The following is an 18,605-nucleotide window of genomic DNA, read 5'->3' on the forward strand; positions in this document are numbered from 1 at the left end:
AAATCAAATCTAACTGTTTTTATGTTAACTGTCTTAGCCGTCTCTAAAAACAGATCACCGTTGAATACATTTAATCGGAGAAAATTAGCATGCAAAGTGAAAAGCATTTACAGAGAGAGATCTCACATATTCAAAAGCTCATTAATATAGGTGATGTAGCAATGCTCGTTTCTAGGTCTGCTGATGGAGTAATGAAAAGTCGACCGATGGAAACCGTTGAAGTTAGTGCTGAAGGAGAACTCTTCTTTTTTACAACGCTATCTTCAGAGTTGATTGGTGAATTGACTGAAAACAGCTTCGTCAATCTTAGTTTTATCAAAGAAGATAACCATTTTATTTCGGTATCTGGGATCACTCAGGTAATTAAAAGTAAAGCTATGTTGATTAAATTATGGGAGTCACGTTATGAAACATGGATTCAAGATGGATTGGATAACCCAGACATTGCTTTATTGAAAGTGAGTTTAGTGCGAGCAGAGCATTGGAAACATAACACGATGTTAAGCAGCATCAGACAACTATTTACTCCGGGAGTTTCAGCAGTAAATAATGTTCATGAATCAATTGAGCCTGATGAAAGTCGTTAATAGTGAGTAAATATAATAGTTAAATTCATAACGCTATGAGCGTTGTGCTTTATTAAAGTAAATATCGATGAACTTATTTGAAATTGAAAGGGGAATACATGTCTACAATCAAAAAACGTAAAGTTGTCGACCACATTGTAGAGACACTTTACAAATATGGTGTCCGCCATGTCTTTGGTATTCCAGGTGATGCGATTAATGATTTGATGGATGCTATACGCCGCAATGGAAAGATAGAATTCATCCAGGTCCGTCATGAAGAAAGTGGGGCGTTTGCCGCATCAGCCCAAGCAAAATTAACCGGAAAGCTTGCCGTTTGTGTCGGTACTGCTGGAGGTGGAGCCATACATTTACTCAATGGGTTGTACGACGCTAAGCTCGACCATGCTCCTGTCCTAGCGATAACGGGGCAGTTACCGCGTTCTGAAATAGGTAATAACTCACATCAAGAAATCAATTCATCCGCTCTTTTTTCTGATGTCGCTGTGTTTAATCAAACCTTGTTTGCTGCTGATCGTGTCCCTGAGATCATCCAGCAAGCGTGTAATAGTGCGATTACTGAAAGTGGAGTTGCTCATATTGCCCTACCTGTAGATGTAGCCACGGAGCAAATAGAAGCAGGTATTACTTGTCATCCAATCGCTGGCACTGAAACGGGTAGTGCAAAACCTTTAGCATCAGCATTAAACAATACACTTAGCCTAATTGAGCAAGCTAATAAAATTGTAGTTCTTGCGGGTGTAGGGGCTATTCCAGCGCGTCAACAGCTACTTACTTTGTTGAAAAAATGCAATGCACCACTTATTAGAACATTAAAAGCAAAAGTATTACTGCCAGATGAGCATGAATATTCCTTAGGAGGACTTGGCTTACTTGGTACGGGACCATCAATTGAGGCAATAAATAATTGTGATTTACTTATTATGCTCGGTACTGATTTTCCCTACAAAGAATATTACCCTGGAAAAGCCAAAGTCATTCAAGTGGACAAGGATATTCGACACATAGGTCGACGTTGCCCTGTCGATGTATCGATAGTTGGAGAGGTAAGTGGCGTGCTAGAGCAATTAATTATTGATTTACCCCAAAAAGATGACAAAAATTTTCTTGATGAATGTCGTCACCAGAAAATAAAATGGTCAAGAGAACAAGGCGAAAAAGAAAGCTCGCAAGTAGCGCCAATAAAACCTCAGTTTCTAGCACGAACAATCGGCGAACTTGCCAATAAAGATGCTATTTTTCTTTGTGATACTGGCACGGTGACTGCTTGGGCTGCACGTCATTTACCCGTAACTGAACACCAACTATTTACCCTTTCAGGTAACTTGGCCACGATGGCCTTTAGCATGGCTGGCGCGATAGGCGCACAATTAAAATTTCCTGATCGCCAGATAATAGTACTTATCGGGGATGGTGGTTTTAGTATGTTAATGCAAGAATTTATTACCGTGGTCAATCGGAAATTACCGATAAAGGTTATTATTTTTAACAATGCCAAATTGGGACTAATTCAACTGGAACAAGAAAGCAGCGGTTACCCCAATTATAAAACGGCATTAAAAAATCCAGATTTTGCTGAATTTGCTCGATTATGTGGTGGTGAGGGTTGGAGTGTAGAACGCCCTGAAATGCTAGTCGACGCATTGAAAGAGGCATTTACTCGTACTGAGGCCTGTGTGCTTGATGTCCATGTCGATCCAAATGAATTGGTTATGCCGCCCAAACTTGAACTGTCACAAGCCGTAAATTATTCGATTGCTAAAGCTAAAGAGTTTTTAAATTAAAAGGACAGACTTTGTTACGTATCTTGTCGGCGATGATTGACAAAGAGCTAACAAAGCATTCGTAGCATAAATTAAATTGTAATCACTTAAGTGATTATAAAAGACTATTTAATAATTTTTTAAGGATAACTATATGCTTTTCAATGGTTCGTTTAATACAGACTGTCCTTTTCGTCAGAAAATTCGTGAGTTTTACCGTATCGATGAAAAAATCGCGGTAGATCATATCTTACCATTGGCAGAAGTAAATGTTGGAGCCAGAAGTCGAGCGTGGGAAAGAGCGCGTAAAATGGCTGTTCAAATTCGTAAAGTCGAGTCAGGTAATGGTGCAATAGACGCCTTATTAAAAGAATACACACTCTCAAGTGAAGAAGGTGTGGTTTTAATGTGTTTGGCCGAAGCCTTGTTACGAGTACCAGACAAACATACTCAAGATGCTTTAATTCGTGACAAAATTTCTCAAGGGCAATGGAACAGTCATTTAGGCAGCAGTGAATCATTGTTCGTTAATGCCTCTTCATGGGGCTTGTTAATTACCGGCACTATGGTGAATTATGCCGATAAACGCAAAAAGGAAAGCTTTGGGTTATTGAAAAAGATTGTCGGTCGTTTAGGTGAACCAGTTATTCGTAAATCAATGAACTACGCCATGAAAATTATGGGTAAGCAGTTTGTGATGGGCGAAACAATCATTGCCGCAACTGAGCGTGCTGCCGATAAAGAGCAGCAAGGCTATGTCTATTCATTTGACATGCTCGGTGAAGGTGCCCGTACGATGAATGATGCTGATAAGTATTTTAAAGCTTATCAAGAGGCAATAGACGCGATTGGGAATGTAGCGCGTGCTACGGATAAAAATGATCCTCGTAAAGTTCCGGGTATTTCAGTGAAGCTTTCTGCTATTCATCCTCGTTATGAATTTAACCACAAAGAACGCGTTATGGCTGAAGTTGTGCCAAAACTTAAGGCGCTTTGTTTACAAGCTAAAAGCTACAATATTGGTTTAACCGTTGATGCCGAAGAGTCTGAACGCTTAGATATATCACTTGATATTATTGAAGCGGTTTTTAGTGATAGTGATTTAGCAAATTGGACTGGCTTTGGTATGGCATTACAAGCTTATCAAAAGCGGGCTATCTTTGTCGTTGATTGGTTACGTGAATTAACGGTGCGAGTTGACCGAAAAATGATGGTCCGCTTAGTAAAAGGCGCTTATTGGGATACTGAAATTAAAAATGCTCAAAAAGATGGCCATCAGCATTTCACTGTATTTACGCGAAAATCTTCTACTGATGTTTCTTTCCGCGCTTGTGCAAAGAAATTATTAGCCTACAGAGATACCATTTATCCACAGTTTGCTACGCATAATGCATACACTGTTGCCGCCATTCTTGAACTCGTTGATGGCAATAAAGAGGGGTTTGAATTTCAATGTTTACATGGCATGGGGAACTCTTTGTATGATCAAATAGTTTCTAGTGAAAATATTCAATGTCGCATCTACGCCCCAGTTGGTCATCATGAAGAGCTATTAGCTTATTTAGTGCGGCGTTTGCTAGAAAATGGAGCTAACTCTTCATTTGTTAATGCCATTGTTGATGAGACTCAACCGGTTGAATCTTTACTGAGAGATCCCGTTGAAAAAACGCAGCGTTTAAAAGATAAATATAACAACAAAATCACCAAACCCATAGCCTTATACCATGATGAAAAAGGTCTTGGTCGTGATAATTCTAAAGGCGTCGATTTAGCTGATATTAATACAATCACACCCTTAAAGTCGTTTTTAGATAGCTGGTTTACTGATCATCTACTCTCTGAAAGTAACGTTCCAGAAGGCGCTGTAGCCGTTAAAAATCCTGCCAACCAAACTGAAATAATAGGCTTTTATCTTCATCACAACGAAGATGAAATGCTGGCAATGATAACGTTGGCTAAAACAGCATTTTCATCATGGTCACAAACACCAGTATCTGAACGCGCAGCGTTATTGTGCCGCGTTGCCGATATTCTTGAACATCATATGGACGAGCTTATCGCCTTATGTATTAAAGAAGCGGGTAAAACAGCTCAAGATGGCATCGATGAAGTACGTGAAGCGGTTGATTTTTGTCGTTATTACGCTGAAAAAGCTATTATTCTTGCAGAAGACGAACGTTTCGAAGCTCGTGGTGTAGTGCTCTGTATCAGCCCATGGAATTTCCCATTAGCGATATTTTTAGGGCAGATCGCTGCAGCCATTGTTACGGGTAATACTGTATTGGCAAAACCCGCTGAACAAACCAGTTTGATTGCACTGCGCACCATTGAACTGATGAAATCTGTTGGACTACCTGAAGGCGTTGTGCAAGAGGTTATTGCCCGTGGTAGTAAAGTGGGTAGTGTGATTATTACAGATGATCGTATTAAAACCGTTATTTTTACTGGCTCTAGTGACACAGCGACAATAATTTCGCAAACCTTGGCTGTTAGAGGTGGCGATCAGGTGCCTTTTATCGCTGAAACGGGTGGACAAAATTGTATGATAGTTGACTCAACTGCCTTGCCTGAGCAAGTTGTTGACGATGTTATTTCTTCAGGATTTCAATCGGCAGGTCAACGCTGTTCTGCGCTTAGGGTATTATTTTTACAAGAAGATATTGCTGATAATGTGATTTTAATGCTTAAAGGCGCCTTAGCAGAATTACATGTCGGTAATCCAGCGTACTTAAGCACTGACGTAGGGCCCGTTATAGATAAAAAAGCACTCGGCGTTTTAAATGCACACAGCGATTATATGAAAACACATGGTCAGTTATTATATCAATGTGAAATATCTGCCGAGGTAGAGAATAATGAGCATTTCTTTTTTGCCCCGCGTCTTTATGAAATTGAAGATATTAGTGTGTTAGAAAAAGAAGTCTTTGGTCCTTGTGTGCACATTGTACGTTTTAAAGGTAAAGAGATAGAAGGGGTTATCGATAAAATTAATGGTACAGGTTTTGGTTTAACCATGGGTATTCATACGCGTATAGAACACCGTGCCTTTGATTTAGCTAAGCGGTCACGTGCCGGTAATGTTTATATCAACCGTAATATCATTGGCGCCATTGTTGGTGTCCAACCTTTTGGTGGTCGAGGTCTTTCGGGGACGGGGCCAAAAGCAGGGGGTCCCAATTATTTAACGCGCTTAGTGAAAGAAAAATCTACCCCTGATGCGGCGAAACTTAATATATCGCCATCACAAGAGACAGTGTTAGAGGGAGATGAAAAAGCTGAAAAAGAGGCGGTTTTACTTATGGATAAGGCCGATGTTGCGCAAAAATGCTGGCGTTTAACAGAGTTAAATACGCGTATTTCTTGCGTGCGTCAATTGTTAGCCAAAATTGCTGATGTTGATATTGTTGATGATTTATTTGATGACCTAAATCTTACGTTAACAGCGGCTCGTGAACAATTAATACGTATTGAAAAGCACCTGAAAAAACCACTAACTCTGCCTGGGCCAACAGGTGAGTCTAATATGTTGTATTTAGAAAACCGCGGTAATATTATTTGTTTTGCGGATAAAAATGTCAGCTTTCAGTTTTTGTTGATGTCTATTATAACGGCGTTGGCAACGGGTAATACGGTTATTACGGTTGTCTCTGATTTATTTTATCAGGAAGCTTTAGCCTTTAGAGATAAGTTTGTTGCAACAGGCGAAGATGAAAATGTTTTTCAAGTTGCCAAGTTATGTCATTTATCAGCGCTGTTAGCGCATCCTGCTTTGTCAGGTGTTGTTGTTGATAGTCATTGCGACCGAAAACATTATATCAGTGAGAAGTTAGCGGAACGTCAAGGCGCAATATTACCGGTGATCAGTTCTGAATATTTGGATAATTTAATTCAGCGTTTATTAACAGAAAAATCAGTTAGCATTGATACTACCGCTGCTGGTGGTAACACATCGCTTATGACTTTAGAGGAAGAATATTAGTTAATAACCCATTGTTAGCCGTTAGATATTGTTATAAATCTACAATAACTATCGGCAGGCAACCTAAAGCCAATAGAGTTATTCAACGTATACTCATCAGCCAAACGTTTTTTGGTTCGATATCGCACAGAGCCTAAATCGATAAAGTCGTACACTATGTTTTTGGTGGAGCGGTAAAAATCGCCTCCCTATACTGATTTTTTTAATGAAAAAAGGAAAAGTAATTATGAGCATCATTGATATTGGTATTGATGAAAAAGATAGAAGTAAAATCGCTGAAGGATTAAAAAAATTACTAGCAGACTCTTATACGCTTTATTTACAAACACATAACTTTCACTGGAATGTTACGGGGTTGAGGTTTAGAGAGTTACACTTAATGTTTGAGGATCAATATACAGAATTGGCAATTGCTGTAGACGACATTGCTGAACGTATTAGAACGCTTGATGTTGCCGCGCCAGGCACTTATAAAGAATTTTACAGATTAAGCTCAATCCACGAGGTGGATGGTGTTCCTAATGCCACGGAAATGATTGCAGTATTAACTGTTGGGCATGAAACAATTATAAAGACCGCACGTGACGTTTTAAAAGTGGCTCATCAATTAGACGATGAATCAACGGTATCGCTTGTTTCTGACCGAATGCGAATTCATGAAAAAACATCGTGGGTGCTAAGAGCTTCAAATAAGTAGGTTGAGTATTCACTCTTCAATTTTCTGAAATTAAACTCGTTATATATTTCAACGTTATTCACCTATTTTACTCAAAAGGATATCACCAGAATGGGCACTTTTTCACGCTTTGCAATGGCTATAGTTTTACTGCTTGTTTTGCTTGGTGGCGTATTTGGCTACAAGTTCTATCAACTAGAGCAAATAAAGGCGAAGTTCTCTCAGCCACGATCACCTGCGGTTGTTGAAGCCACAGAGGTTGTTATTGCTAACTGGCAAACGAGCATTCAATCAATTGGCAGTATTAGGGCTATAAATGGTGTCCGGATCGCCAATGAGATGCCTGGCGTTGTGACTGAGGTTTTATTCGAATCGGGTCAGCGTGTTGAAAAAGGTGACATCCTTATTCGACTGAATAGCGAAATAGAACAAGCCGTACTTAAAAAAAGTAGGGCTGAGGAACAGCTTGCATCGAAAGAATTTCAACATCACGTCGAGCTGATTTTCACACGAGCTGTTTCACAGTTAGCCTATGATAAAGCTAAGGCTGCGGAAGATTCTGCCAGAGCGAGGGTGCAAGAGGCAGAGGCACAACTTGGCAAAAAAGTCATTACAGCACCATTCAATGGTGTTCTCGGACTCCGTTTAGCCGACATTGGCCAATATCTATTCGTAGGTACGCCTATCGTTGAAATCAATATGCTTAACCCAATTCTTGTCGAATATACACTTTCTGAAATAGAGCTGTTCAGTGTTGATATCGGAGATCCTGTTGAAGTCACTGTTGCGGCAAAAGGTTCTGAGGTATTTAAGGGGTCTGTTACCGCTATCAACAGTTCGGTCACACCTGAAACACGGACCGTTAAATTACGTGCTCAGCTTCTTAATTTACAACAAGGACTCAAACCTGGAATGTTTGCTACTGTCAGAACCTTCGCAGAAGGTCCTCGAGAGGTGGTAGCGATCCCAAACACGTCAATATCATTCAACACCTACGGTAACTTTGCCTATGTATTAACAGAAAATTCAGCGGGTCAACTAGTTACTGAGCGCCGAACATTAGAAACAGGTTTTAAACGAGTAAGTATGACAGAAGTTAGGCAAGGACTTGAAGCTGGAGAGCGTATTATTGCCTCAGGCCTCTTGCGCCTCAGGGCTGGCCAGCAAGTAAAAATCAAGCAGAACGACTCCTCACGCGACCCTGCTTCTGTTAGCACAGGAGTAAAATAGCCATGCGTTTTACAGACATATTCATAAAACGGCCCGTTTTATCCACGGTAGTAAGCTTGCTGATATTACTGGTTGGTGTACGGTCCATCATGGAAATGGAGATCCGCGAATATCCTTTGCTAGAAAGCACTAAAGTCACGGTTACGACTGCATATCCAGGTGCTAGCAGCGAACTAATTCAGGGGTTTATCACCCAACCTTTGCAGCAGGCCATCGCCGAAGCTAAAGGCATCGACTTCTTAAGCTCTTCGAGCACGCAGGGGTTTTCAACTATCGAAGCACAGATGGAACTTAATTATGATGCTAATGACGCGTTAGCCGAGATCCAATCTAAAGTCGCTAGTCAGCGGAACGCATTACCTGTAAACGCTCAAGACCCTGTTATTAATTCGACAACAGGTGAAGGTCGCGCGCTTATGTACATTGCTTTCTTCAGTGAGACTATGCGGGTACCAGAAATCACCGATTATCTTGCTCGTGAAGTACAGCCAAAACTACAGGCACTATCGGGTGTGGGTAAAGCTGAACTTTTAGGACGGCGTTTTGCTCTGAGAGTTTGGTTAGACCCCCAAAGACTTGCTGCGGTTAATCTTACCTCGACCGAGATTGTTCAGACCCTGCGCGAAAACAATTATCTCTCTGGTGTTGGACAAACAAAAGGAGAGTTAATAAAGATTAGTCTTACCAGTAACACTGACGTTTCTAACACTGAACAGTTCAAGAATCTTGTTATCAAATCAACTGAAGACACGATTATTCGTCTCAAGGATGTTGCGAGGGTGGAACTTGGATCGCAAACCTACGAGAACATTGCATTATACAAAGGAAAACCATCGACCTACGTGGCTATTAGCCTCTCTCCTGGCTCAAATCCGCTGTCTGTGGCAGAACGGGTAAAAGAACTTCTTCCTGATATTAAGTCTCAGCTACCGTCTGGTTTGCAGGTTGAGCTGCCTTACGATGCATCAGAATTTATCGACGATTCAATTAATGAGGTCATTAAAACGTTGATCGAGGCAATAGGTATTGTGCTTGTTATTGTGTTTTTGTGTCTTGGCTCCCTTCGCGCTGCCATCATTCCATCACTAGCGGTTCCACTCTCACTGATTGGTAGTGCCTTTATAATGCTTGTACTGGGTTTCTCACTCAATTTACTGACATTACTTTCACTTGTTTTGGCCATTGGCTTAGTCGTCGACGATGCGATTATTATTGTCGAAAATATCCATCGTCACATCGTTAATGGTAAGTCAAAGAAGGAGGCTGCGATCATTGGCGCGCGAGAAATGGCAAGTCCAATCATTGCGATGACAATCACGCTGGTTGCTGTTTATGCACCTATTGGCTTTATGGGAGGGTTAGTTGGCTCGCTATTTACTGAGTTTGCTTTCACCCTTGCAGGCGCGGTCGTTATTTCAGGGATCATCGCCTTGACCTTATCGCCTATGCTAGCTAGCAAGGTACTGAAACCTCATGGAGAGTCGTCGCGTTTTGAAAGTGCTGTAGAAGGCTTGTTTGAAAAGCTCGCCAACGTTTATCAGCGCTCATTGACTATCGTTGTTAAGGCAGTGTCACCTGTGATCATGTTTGCATTGGTTGTTCTCGTGTCGATATTTTTTATGGTCATGTTAAGTGAAAAAGAGCTGGCACCCACTGAAGACCGTGGCATTATTCTATTTCAGGGCAAAGGGCCACAGACTGCTACCCTTGAATACTTGCAAAAGTATGGCGCTGAAATGCAGACAGCGTTTGAGCAGGTGCCAGGTTACGACGAGACATTTATGCTGGTGGGTATGACAAGCTCAGATGCTGTATTTGGTGGTTTCAAAATGAAACCTTGGAGCGAACGTGATATATCGCAGTTCGACATAATGCCTCAACTACAGGCATCTGTGGCAAATATTACTGGTTTAAAAACAGCATTATTCCCGATCCCCTCCTTGCCTGGTTCCAGTGGTGGTTTACCTTTTCAGTTTGTAGTGACTTCAGGGAGTGATTTTAATCAGCTTAACCAGGTGGCAGATGAATTGGTTGGAGCCGCCATGCAAAGTGGCAATTTTACCTTCGTGCAAAAATCAATCGATATCGACAAGCCAGTTACTCGGGTAAAGGTTGACAGAGATCGCGCTGCAGATTTAGGTTTGTCGATGGAGGAAATTGGCCAGGAGCTCAGTAGTATGCTTGGCGGTGGCTATATTAATCGTTTTAATATGGAAGGGCGCTCCTACGAAGTTATTCCTCAGATTGAGCGTTACGCTAGAGATAGTGAGCTGGCAATAAACGATTATTACATCCGGGCTGACTCTGGCGAGTTGGTTCCACTTGGCTCGGTCGTTAATTTCGAACATGATGTAGAACCCTCGTCAAGGACACAATTTAATCAGCTAAATTCGATCACAATTGAAGGTATTCCTGTGCCATCAGTACCCATGGGAGATGCTGTTGGTTTTATGAAAGCCAAGGCTGCTGATATCTTGCCACGGGGCTTTAGCTACGATTTTAAGGGCGAGTCTAGGCAATTCGAAAATTCTGGTAGCGCACTAATCGTTACCTTCTTTATATCGTTACTCGTTATCTACCTTGTGCTGGCGGCACAATTTGAGAGTTGGCGCGATCCCCTTATTATACTGGTGTCTGTACCTATGTCTATTGCCGGCGCTATGGCTTTTATTATGCTTGGTTTTGCTTCAATGAATATTTATACGCAAGTGGGCCTGATCACTCTAATTGGTGTAGTCGCAAAAAATGGTATTCTCATCGTGGAATTCGCGAATACTCTTCAACAGCGAGGGCGTGATAAACGCGAGGCGGTAATTGAAGCGGCTGCGATTCGCTTGAGACCCATTATTATGACGTCGCTGGCACTTATTGTGGCTATGATCCCACTATTAATTGCCGTTGGTCCAGGCGCACAGTCGCGCTTTGCGATTGGTATTACTATTGTTGCAGGGCTTGGTATTGGCACTATATTAACATTGTACGTGTTGCCAGCGTTCTACATTGTGCTAGCAAAGAAAATTCAGACGTCAAATCAGGAAGAATAAGGACCTCAAACGACAAAGCTACCACTATGCAAGAGTGAACTTTCTTTATAAGAAAGTTCACGTTGATTGAATTTGCCATTATTTATATCTATATCGAGCAGAACAAGCGTATAAATCTCCATATTTGGGAATGAAAATATCAGCCTTAAGTGCGTTGACGTACATACGAAAAATAACTGACCGAGTATGATAAAAGTCATGACTTTCGACAATTAAAGTTTAATTAATATAGAAGGGTAGGACAATGTTACGAAGTCTCAATGAACTTATGCGTTTTCAATTACAAGGTATTGACACAAAAATAGGTCTTTGCAAAGATTTCCTCTTTGACGATAAATTATGGGTAATACGTTACATAGTTCCTGATACTAAAAAATGGCTCTGTGGAGAACGAAAAATATTAATCAGCACAATCTCACTGCAAGAACCTCAGTGGGAACAGTACAAATTCCCTGTTGATTTAACTCAACAAAAAATTAAAAATAGTCCTCCACTTGAAGAACACCAACAAATATCTCATGAATATGAAACTACATTATTTCAATTCTATGGTTATGCTTACTATTGGATGAACGAAGGATTATGGAGAACTTCTCCTAGTCCCAAACCCTTAGTTGATACAAGGTTATCTAAGGATAATACTCAAATAAAATCAGAAGATTGGCATTTACACTCAACCAATGACGTTAAGAAATTTGAGATCTATGCGAAAGATCAAAAAATTGGCCATATTGAAGACTTTATTTTAAATGACGATAATTGGACTATTTCGTATATCGTCATAGATACGCGTAATTGGGCACCTGGTGGTCGCAAGGTTTTGATTAGTCATAAATGTATTGAGGCAGTCAATTGGACTGACTGTTCTATAACCGTTAATGTAAATGCTGAGAAAATAATGGAAAATCCACCATTCGATCTGGAACGGTTTATTGACCCTGAATATGAAAACGAGCTCCGTAAGTATTATTAAAAGTTATTAAACTTTGTTAAGGGTTACCGTTAGCCAAGGTAAATAAGCGTTGGCTAACAAAAATGGATAATATATTACGATACCTTCCCCATTCTTAAACTCTAACGTAGTAATAGGTTAAGTTGCGCGACTATTTAAGACGATAAAGCTTTTTCGTATCGCTTAACATTCTTGCCTATAGCCGCATTGTTATCAATAGAATGAAGTAATCAATAATATAGAGACTAGCCTTTCTTGTTGCTTCCCAGCCCTGTAAGTTAAAAGTAATTCCATTGAATGCTTGGTGTTTGTATTTGGCACTCGTTAACTTGTGATGTTAATTTTTTAATACATTTATTTTCTTATTGGACTCTCTTTAATCAGTTCTATTATAGTGGGGTTGTTATTTAACAACGCCAAATCAATAAGATAGCTTTTCTCAAGTGCTTGTATTGGCTGCTTTGCTAATAATTCTTTTACTGATTGTACTTCACCATTTGCTATGCAAGTTTTTAAAGCCGCAAAAGTCGCGATACTGTGTTCGTTTTCATTACTCATATTAAATCCCAATAGTTACGTTCAGTTAAATTAGTTAAGTTTTAGGTTATGGCTTTTATTTTGCACGGAATGTGATAATAAATATGTACGCCATCACACAAAACTTAACGGTTTTTTTATTTACAAAGCTTATTACCCCTATATTGTAATATTTTCAGTAGTTTAGGTTATATCTAAATATGTATGTTGGCGGTATAAGTAACATCTCCCCCTTTAGGCTTTTTATAATGCTAAAAATTGATTTTTGTTCTACTACATCAATTAAGTATGTGCGCTAGCGCACATCTAGCAGGCTGATATTTTGTTACTTTAAGTTGTAAAAATAAATCCTACATGACTAAATTATTCATAAGCAGAAAATTCAAGTGGCGTTGTTTAATTTATAAGTTGATCGTTAGGTTCTTCGAAAATAGGCTCACAAAAATTTAGAATAGGAAGGAAAGTTATGCGTTATCACCAGTTAAGTGAAGTATTTGAACACCTAATAACATTGAATACCGCAACGCTAGCGTTTTATGAGAGAAGTCTTAAAGTGACAGAGCAAGAGCGAGCTAGAATGTTTTTACATTATTTAACAGACAAGCAAAAAGTCAGAAATCAATATTTAATCACCTCATTGACAGAGGCGCCTATTAAAACATTTGAAATGTGGTTCGATGACGATATTGACGAGCAGTTATTAGTTTATATAGAAACACTAGCGTTAGCTCCTAATGCAAACAGTGGAAAAATAACCACTGTAATGCTAGAGGTAAATGAGAAGATAGAAATGTGGTTAAGATCTATTTTACCCTTGATAATTAACAATTATAGTAAAGAGTATCTTATGGATTTGATCAATAATTTACATCAAAAAAATCAGCAAATAATGCATGGCCTTCAAAGGATGAATGATGTGTGACCCTACCTTTGTTATCCTTTATATCGACGATGTAGTGATGCTTTCAAAGCCGTAACAAGTTAAATTTGCCTATTGCTTTACCCATCACGATGACGGTTCTTCACCTAATCTATGAATAACAAAACATGAGGTACTTAAATGAAACGGACAAAAAATGCCAATCCGGGTTTATTACTTGCCTTGACGCCTGTCGTGTTAACTCTGCTTCTTCTTGGGACACAAATATTTTACTTTGGCGTTTTCGAACCACACATTCCCCTTGCCATTGGTTTAGCCATTACCAGTATTGTTGGCATTAAGTTAGGGCTGAAATGGAAAGATATTGAAAGAGGAATTTTTCACGTTATTCACGTCGCTTTACCTTCAGTGTCTGTTTTAATAACGGTTGGGATGATTATTGGGGTCTGGATTGCTAGCGGTACGGTACCCAGCATTATTTATTATGGCTTAAAGGTCCTTTCGCCTGAAATATTTCTGGCTGCGGGTATGGTCATTTGTGCTGTTGTTTCACTTTCTCTTGGCACTAGTTGGGCGAGTGTCGGTACGGTTGGTTTGGCCTTAATGGGCATTGGCGAAGGTTTTAACATTCCTGCATATTGGACAGCTGGCGCTGTAGTTTCTGGTGCTTTTTTTGGTGATAAAATTTCACCACTTTCCGACACAACTAATTTGGCCCCTGCAGTGACTGGAACCGATGTTTTTTCTCATATAAAAAATATGATGGCAACGACCATCCCAGCTATGCTCATCGCTCTTATCATCTATTTGTTGGTTGGATTTTTCGTCATCAACACTCAAAGCATTTCATTTGAAAGAATTGACGCTATTACTAACACCTTAGACGAAAACTTTTATATTTCAGGATGGGTATTATTACCTGCTTTGGTTGTCATGGGTTTAGCGATAAAAAAATATCCCCCTATGCCATCATTATTCGCTGGCGTTGTTGCGGGTGGTGCAACGGCAATGGTTGTACAGGGGCAGAGTTTGCAATCAATTTTTGATTTTGCCAATAATGGCTACTCGATAAGTACAGGGATTGAAGAAATTGACAGCTTGTTAAATAGGGGGGGCATACAATCGATGATGTGGACCATTTCCTTGATATTAATTGCACTAGGCTTTGGCGGTGCACTCGAAAAAACAGGTTGTTTGAAGTCAATTATTAATGCTATTAAAAGTAAGGTGAGTAGTTTTGCCGGTATTCAAACTGCAGCGATTGGTACTGCCTTTGCGACTAACCTAGTTGCCGGTGACCCTTATTTATCGATTGCTTTACCGGGACGAATGTACTCGCCTGTTTATCGTGGTATGGGCTATTCAACCTTAAATCTATCACGTGGAATCGAAGAAGGTGGAACATTAATGTCTCCCCTTATTCCATGGAATGCGGGTGGTGCATTTGTAATTTCAGCGCTAGGTCTTGGTATTGCTGACGGCAACATAGAAAACCTTTTGTATATTCCCCTTGCTTTTGCTTGCTGGATGGCACCACTTATTGGGATCTTCTATGCTTTTACTGGGCTATTCTCGCCCAAAGCAACGGAAGAAGAAAGAGAACATTGGGAATCTTCTGGTGAAGCGATAGCTGAATTTAATGCTAACGGTACACCAAAAATTGAAGATATTGAGAAAGATGATGGAGATAACGACTCAGACACGAAAAAGTCATAGTGGCGTTATTTAAGTCCTTAGTCTGTGGGAACAGTAAATTTCTATTATTTTAATTGGTGGTGTTGATATGATTTATTACGCCATTAAATTTAGTTTGATATAAAGTAACTTTCTATCGAGAGTTATTCTTTACCTTCTTATAAAAATAGCTCAAGATAGTTTTGTTAAATACATTAAAAATACATAAATCATTGATTTTATTGGTATAAAACACTAATAATCAGATGTCAAATATATTGAGATTGGTGACTAAATATATGAATTGTAAAGGAATAAATAGCATTCTGTTTGTTTGCATGGGCATTAAAGGTCATTAAAATGCCTCTTCGATTTTAAAGGGCTGTAGAGCAGTTCCTGAATAATATCCTACCTTTTCCCTAAAAAACATATGACGTTATCGCATTATGCCTAAGTTAACATATTTAGAGTATCTACAATTGATAAAGTCATATAATGGTTTTTACTTAACAATATTTAAGCCTTAGATTCTTTAGAACGTACCCAAGTACTGAAAACTCTATTATTAATATTTACTTTGAGCATAACGAAGTCTGAGAAATCAAATACAAACTTTTGATGTTACCATGGATAAATTCTTAATATTCGGTTTAAGTCACCCTGTTCTTTGTTCGCTTTGCCCCTAAAAGGGGGGGCAGGCACTGGATACTATGACTTCTTTTTTGGCAGCGACTGCCTTTAGCAATCATTCCAAGAATATTAAGATTCATCAGAGGTCACCTAATGTCAAAATGTGCACATTGTTGATGGTAGTGCTAACGTTACTAACGTCACCTCCAAAACTTAAAGCAGTCGGCAATATTAATCATACACTGATGACTTCTGATCTGACATTGCAGACATTAGCATCAATGAATACCTTATGACTTCAGCTAGCCAAAAGCGGAAGTTAGTTTTTGAGTTGAAAACGGCAGGTCAGGGGTCGTAAAGTTATCGTTTTTATATAAAAATTCGCATCCATTCACAATTGAGATTGTGCCTAAAATTTTTGCACTGAATTAGATCTCAAATCTCCAAAGCTGAGATTGAATCACGTAAGTTTTAAATAAATTTAGATTAAACACTCTGTGGCGCAATCGCCCCCATTGTGAGATAAAAGCTAAGCATCACTTTATCTACATTAACAACGTTTAAAGCTCAATTTCTGCTTCTTGAATATATGGAGGAAGTACAGAATAAATTTTGAAATTTAATAACTTTAGAGTTCATAAATCAAGACTTCACCCTATATTTATTTGGCTCTGTTCCATATTAATGTTGGTGCTGATATGAAGCTGCCAATATTTGCTTTTATCTAGATTAGCTCTCGTTTCTTTAAACCAAGCGAGATAATGAGGTAAATACTTCGTGGCAATACTCCGCATTCTTCTTTCAGTCCAATCTTTAAAGTGGGCTATAGCACCATTAACTGTTTGGATATGATAAACCTTATCAATAACTCTATTTTTTGTACTAATAAGTCGCTTGTGTTCGCATTTTACCACTTTCGCTATCCTCATAGGCATGAGCATCATCACGACATAAGACTGACTCTTGAGCTATATATGGCTGTAAATGTGCCTGTATTTCTGCTTTAGTATTTGCCTCTAATACCTGACTTAACATATGTTCACTGCGATCTATTGAAAGTAGAACAGTCACTTTACTCTTGTTATGTTTTTTACTCATTTGACCGCCATGTTTATTCGCTTTTCGGTTGTATTTTAGTTGCTTGCTACCTTTTTCAGAGTACGCCATAAAAAATTCATCAGCTTCAATAATACCGGATAGTTTTTCATGATTATGCGCCGATTGAGCCATTAAGAAACGATGACGCCAATGAAATGATGTCTTTAAGTTAATGTTACAAATAGCAGTAGCTTCTCGTAGCGTAAGTCTTTACGACATACATTCTGCATATTTATCCCACAACTCACACTTATGTAATTGGGTTAAAGGTGTTTTTGTTTTATTATTGAATGTTTTATGGCATGAAGAGCACCTATAACGCTGTACTGATACTGCTTTTCCCCACTTAGTAAAGTGAAGACAATTACAATGCGGGCATTGAGGCGAAGAATCGAAAATAGGTTGTATCAGCTCATTAATAGTGATTTCGGGTTGAAATGCTTGAATAACTTGCTGAACAGTCAGCCTTTGAGCTGGTGTCATGGCTAAAAGTGTTTTAGTGATATGGTTAAGTTGGCATCGAAATGATTTTGTCTTCATTGTCTTTACCTTAAATAAGTTAAACTCTTTTTTAAGGTAAAGACAACAATTAGATGGAACAGAGCCATTTATTTACTCTCAAAATTTTGATGGGGAACATATAACAATTAGGTTGGATAGTCTGCTCCAATGATGAGATTTCACTAGAAAAGTATTTAGAATTGGTTTTATCCTACTTTCAATAACTCCCTCCATCAAAACCCATCAATGTTTTAGTGATTTTTTACTTACTTGTTATTTATTAGCTGTTTATATTTATTTTATCCTTAAGTATATTTTTAAATTTATAGCAACATCAAATAAAATAGCTAGTTGACAGCGCTGTCAATAGCGTGATAGTTTGAAATACGCATGAAAAATAAACATAACGGGCAAGAAAAACACAGGGACTATTTAAAAGATCTTCAAGTATGATCCATGCGGTATTAAACAAAAAATAATAATAAATTAAATATGGGAATTTTAATGAAACTCAAACAAGCAGGCTTCAGGCCAAATAAAACTTTTATCGCGTTATCACTTGCTGCAACCACAGTGATCTCAACAAATACATTTGCAGCACAAAGCTGTGAGGGCATCAATGTTTACCCCGATTTTCCTCAAGTAGACTGGGAGGGAAACCCTGAACACGCTATTCTCGGTGATGTTATGCAATTTAATGGCAATGCTTACAGTGCTATGTGGTGGACAAAATCAACACCGGGAAGTGACGATAGTTGGTCTCTAAAACATGAATGTTCTGGTGATGTAACTCCTACGCCTACACCAACTCCTACACCTACACCAACGCCAACTCCTACACCAACGCCGACTCCTACGCCGACAGGTACGTATGTAGCTGGCACAGCTTATGCTGCAGATGATATTGTGAGCAATGGTGGTCAATCATACCGTTGTGATGTTGCTGGCTGGTGTTCTTCCGAATCTGGTTGGGCTTACGCACCGGGTACTGGTTCTGCGTGGGAAAGCGCATGGACTCTAGTGGGTGGCACTACGCCAACGCCGACGCCAACAC

At 39.3% G+C, this 18,605-nt stretch carries 11 protein-coding genes and 1 pseudogene; 10 read left to right on the top strand and 2 right to left on the bottom strand.

Features of this window, described 5'->3' with window-relative positions; translation table 11 throughout:
- Positions 1-89: 89 nt before the first annotated feature.
- From H4J67_RS12445 to H4J67_RS12475, 7 genes are all read left to right on the top strand, one after another.
- Entirely contained in the window at positions 90-587 is a 498-nt protein-coding gene (locus tag H4J67_RS12445) for a pyridoxamine 5'-phosphate oxidase family protein (RefSeq protein WP_182173362.1), read from the top strand.
- 98 nt (positions 588-685) lie between these two features.
- Positions 686-2,371: a thiamine pyrophosphate-dependent enzyme gene (locus tag H4J67_RS12450; protein ID WP_182203905.1), complete on the top strand. Its 1,686-nt coding sequence runs from the start codon at positions 686-688 to the stop codon at positions 2,369-2,371.
- Between the two features lie 133 nt (positions 2,372-2,504).
- A complete protein-coding gene (gene putA / locus H4J67_RS12455) occupies positions 2,505-6,329 on the top strand; it encodes a bifunctional proline dehydrogenase/L-glutamate gamma-semialdehyde dehydrogenase PutA (RefSeq protein WP_182173357.1) in 3,825 nt (1,274 codons plus the stop codon).
- 226 nt (positions 6,330-6,555) lie between these two features.
- A complete protein-coding gene (locus H4J67_RS12460) occupies positions 6,556-7,026 on the top strand; it encodes a Dps family protein (protein ID WP_182173354.1) in 471 nt (156 codons plus the stop codon).
- 90 nt (positions 7,027-7,116) lie between these two features.
- On the top strand, positions 7,117-8,235 hold the full coding sequence (locus H4J67_RS12465) for an efflux RND transporter periplasmic adaptor subunit (protein WP_182173351.1): 1,119 nt from the start codon (positions 7,117-7,119) through the stop codon (positions 8,233-8,235).
- 2 nt (positions 8,236-8,237) lie between these two features.
- Complete coding sequence (locus H4J67_RS12470; protein ID WP_182173348.1) at positions 8,238-11,279, top strand: efflux RND transporter permease subunit; 3,042 nt, start codon at positions 8,238-8,240, stop codon at positions 11,277-11,279.
- Positions 11,280-11,523: 244 nt separating this feature from the next.
- Positions 11,524-12,252 (top strand): PRC-barrel domain-containing protein, encoded by a 729-nt coding sequence (locus tag H4J67_RS12475; RefSeq protein ID WP_182203907.1) that lies wholly within the window; start codon positions 11,524-11,526, stop codon positions 12,250-12,252.
- Between the two features lie 333 nt (positions 12,253-12,585).
- Here H4J67_RS12475 and H4J67_RS12480 read toward each other — a convergent pair whose 3' ends face one another.
- Positions 12,586-12,789, bottom strand: a complete 204-nt coding sequence (locus H4J67_RS12480) for a hypothetical protein (protein WP_182173342.1) — start codon at positions 12,787-12,789, stop codon at positions 12,586-12,588.
- A gap of 445 nt (positions 12,790-13,234) precedes the next feature.
- Between H4J67_RS12480 and H4J67_RS12485 the strand changes: the two genes are divergently transcribed.
- Complete coding sequence (locus tag H4J67_RS12485) at positions 13,235-13,690, top strand: hypothetical protein (protein WP_182173339.1); 456 nt, start codon at positions 13,235-13,237, stop codon at positions 13,688-13,690.
- Positions 13,691-13,828: 138 nt separating this feature from the next.
- Positions 13,829-15,364, top strand: a complete 1,536-nt coding sequence (nhaC, locus tag H4J67_RS12490; protein ID WP_182173336.1) for a Na+/H+ antiporter NhaC — start codon at positions 13,829-13,831, stop codon at positions 15,362-15,364.
- Positions 15,365-16,633: 1,269 nt separating this feature from the next.
- Here the strand turns inward: nhaC and H4J67_RS21250 are convergent.
- Positions 16,634-17,590, bottom strand: a pseudogene (locus H4J67_RS21250) (IS1595 family transposase).
- A gap of 465 nt (positions 17,591-18,055) precedes the next feature.
- Here H4J67_RS21250 and H4J67_RS12500 point away from each other — a divergent pair.
- The coding region (locus H4J67_RS12500; RefSeq protein WP_310740602.1) for a cellulose-binding domain-containing protein at positions 18,056-18,605 on the top strand (550 nt) is incomplete at its 3' end.

Source organism: Colwellia sp. BRX10-4, from assembly GCF_014077465.1.
Classification (GTDB): domain Bacteria; phylum Pseudomonadota; class Gammaproteobacteria; order Enterobacterales; family Alteromonadaceae; genus Colwellia_A.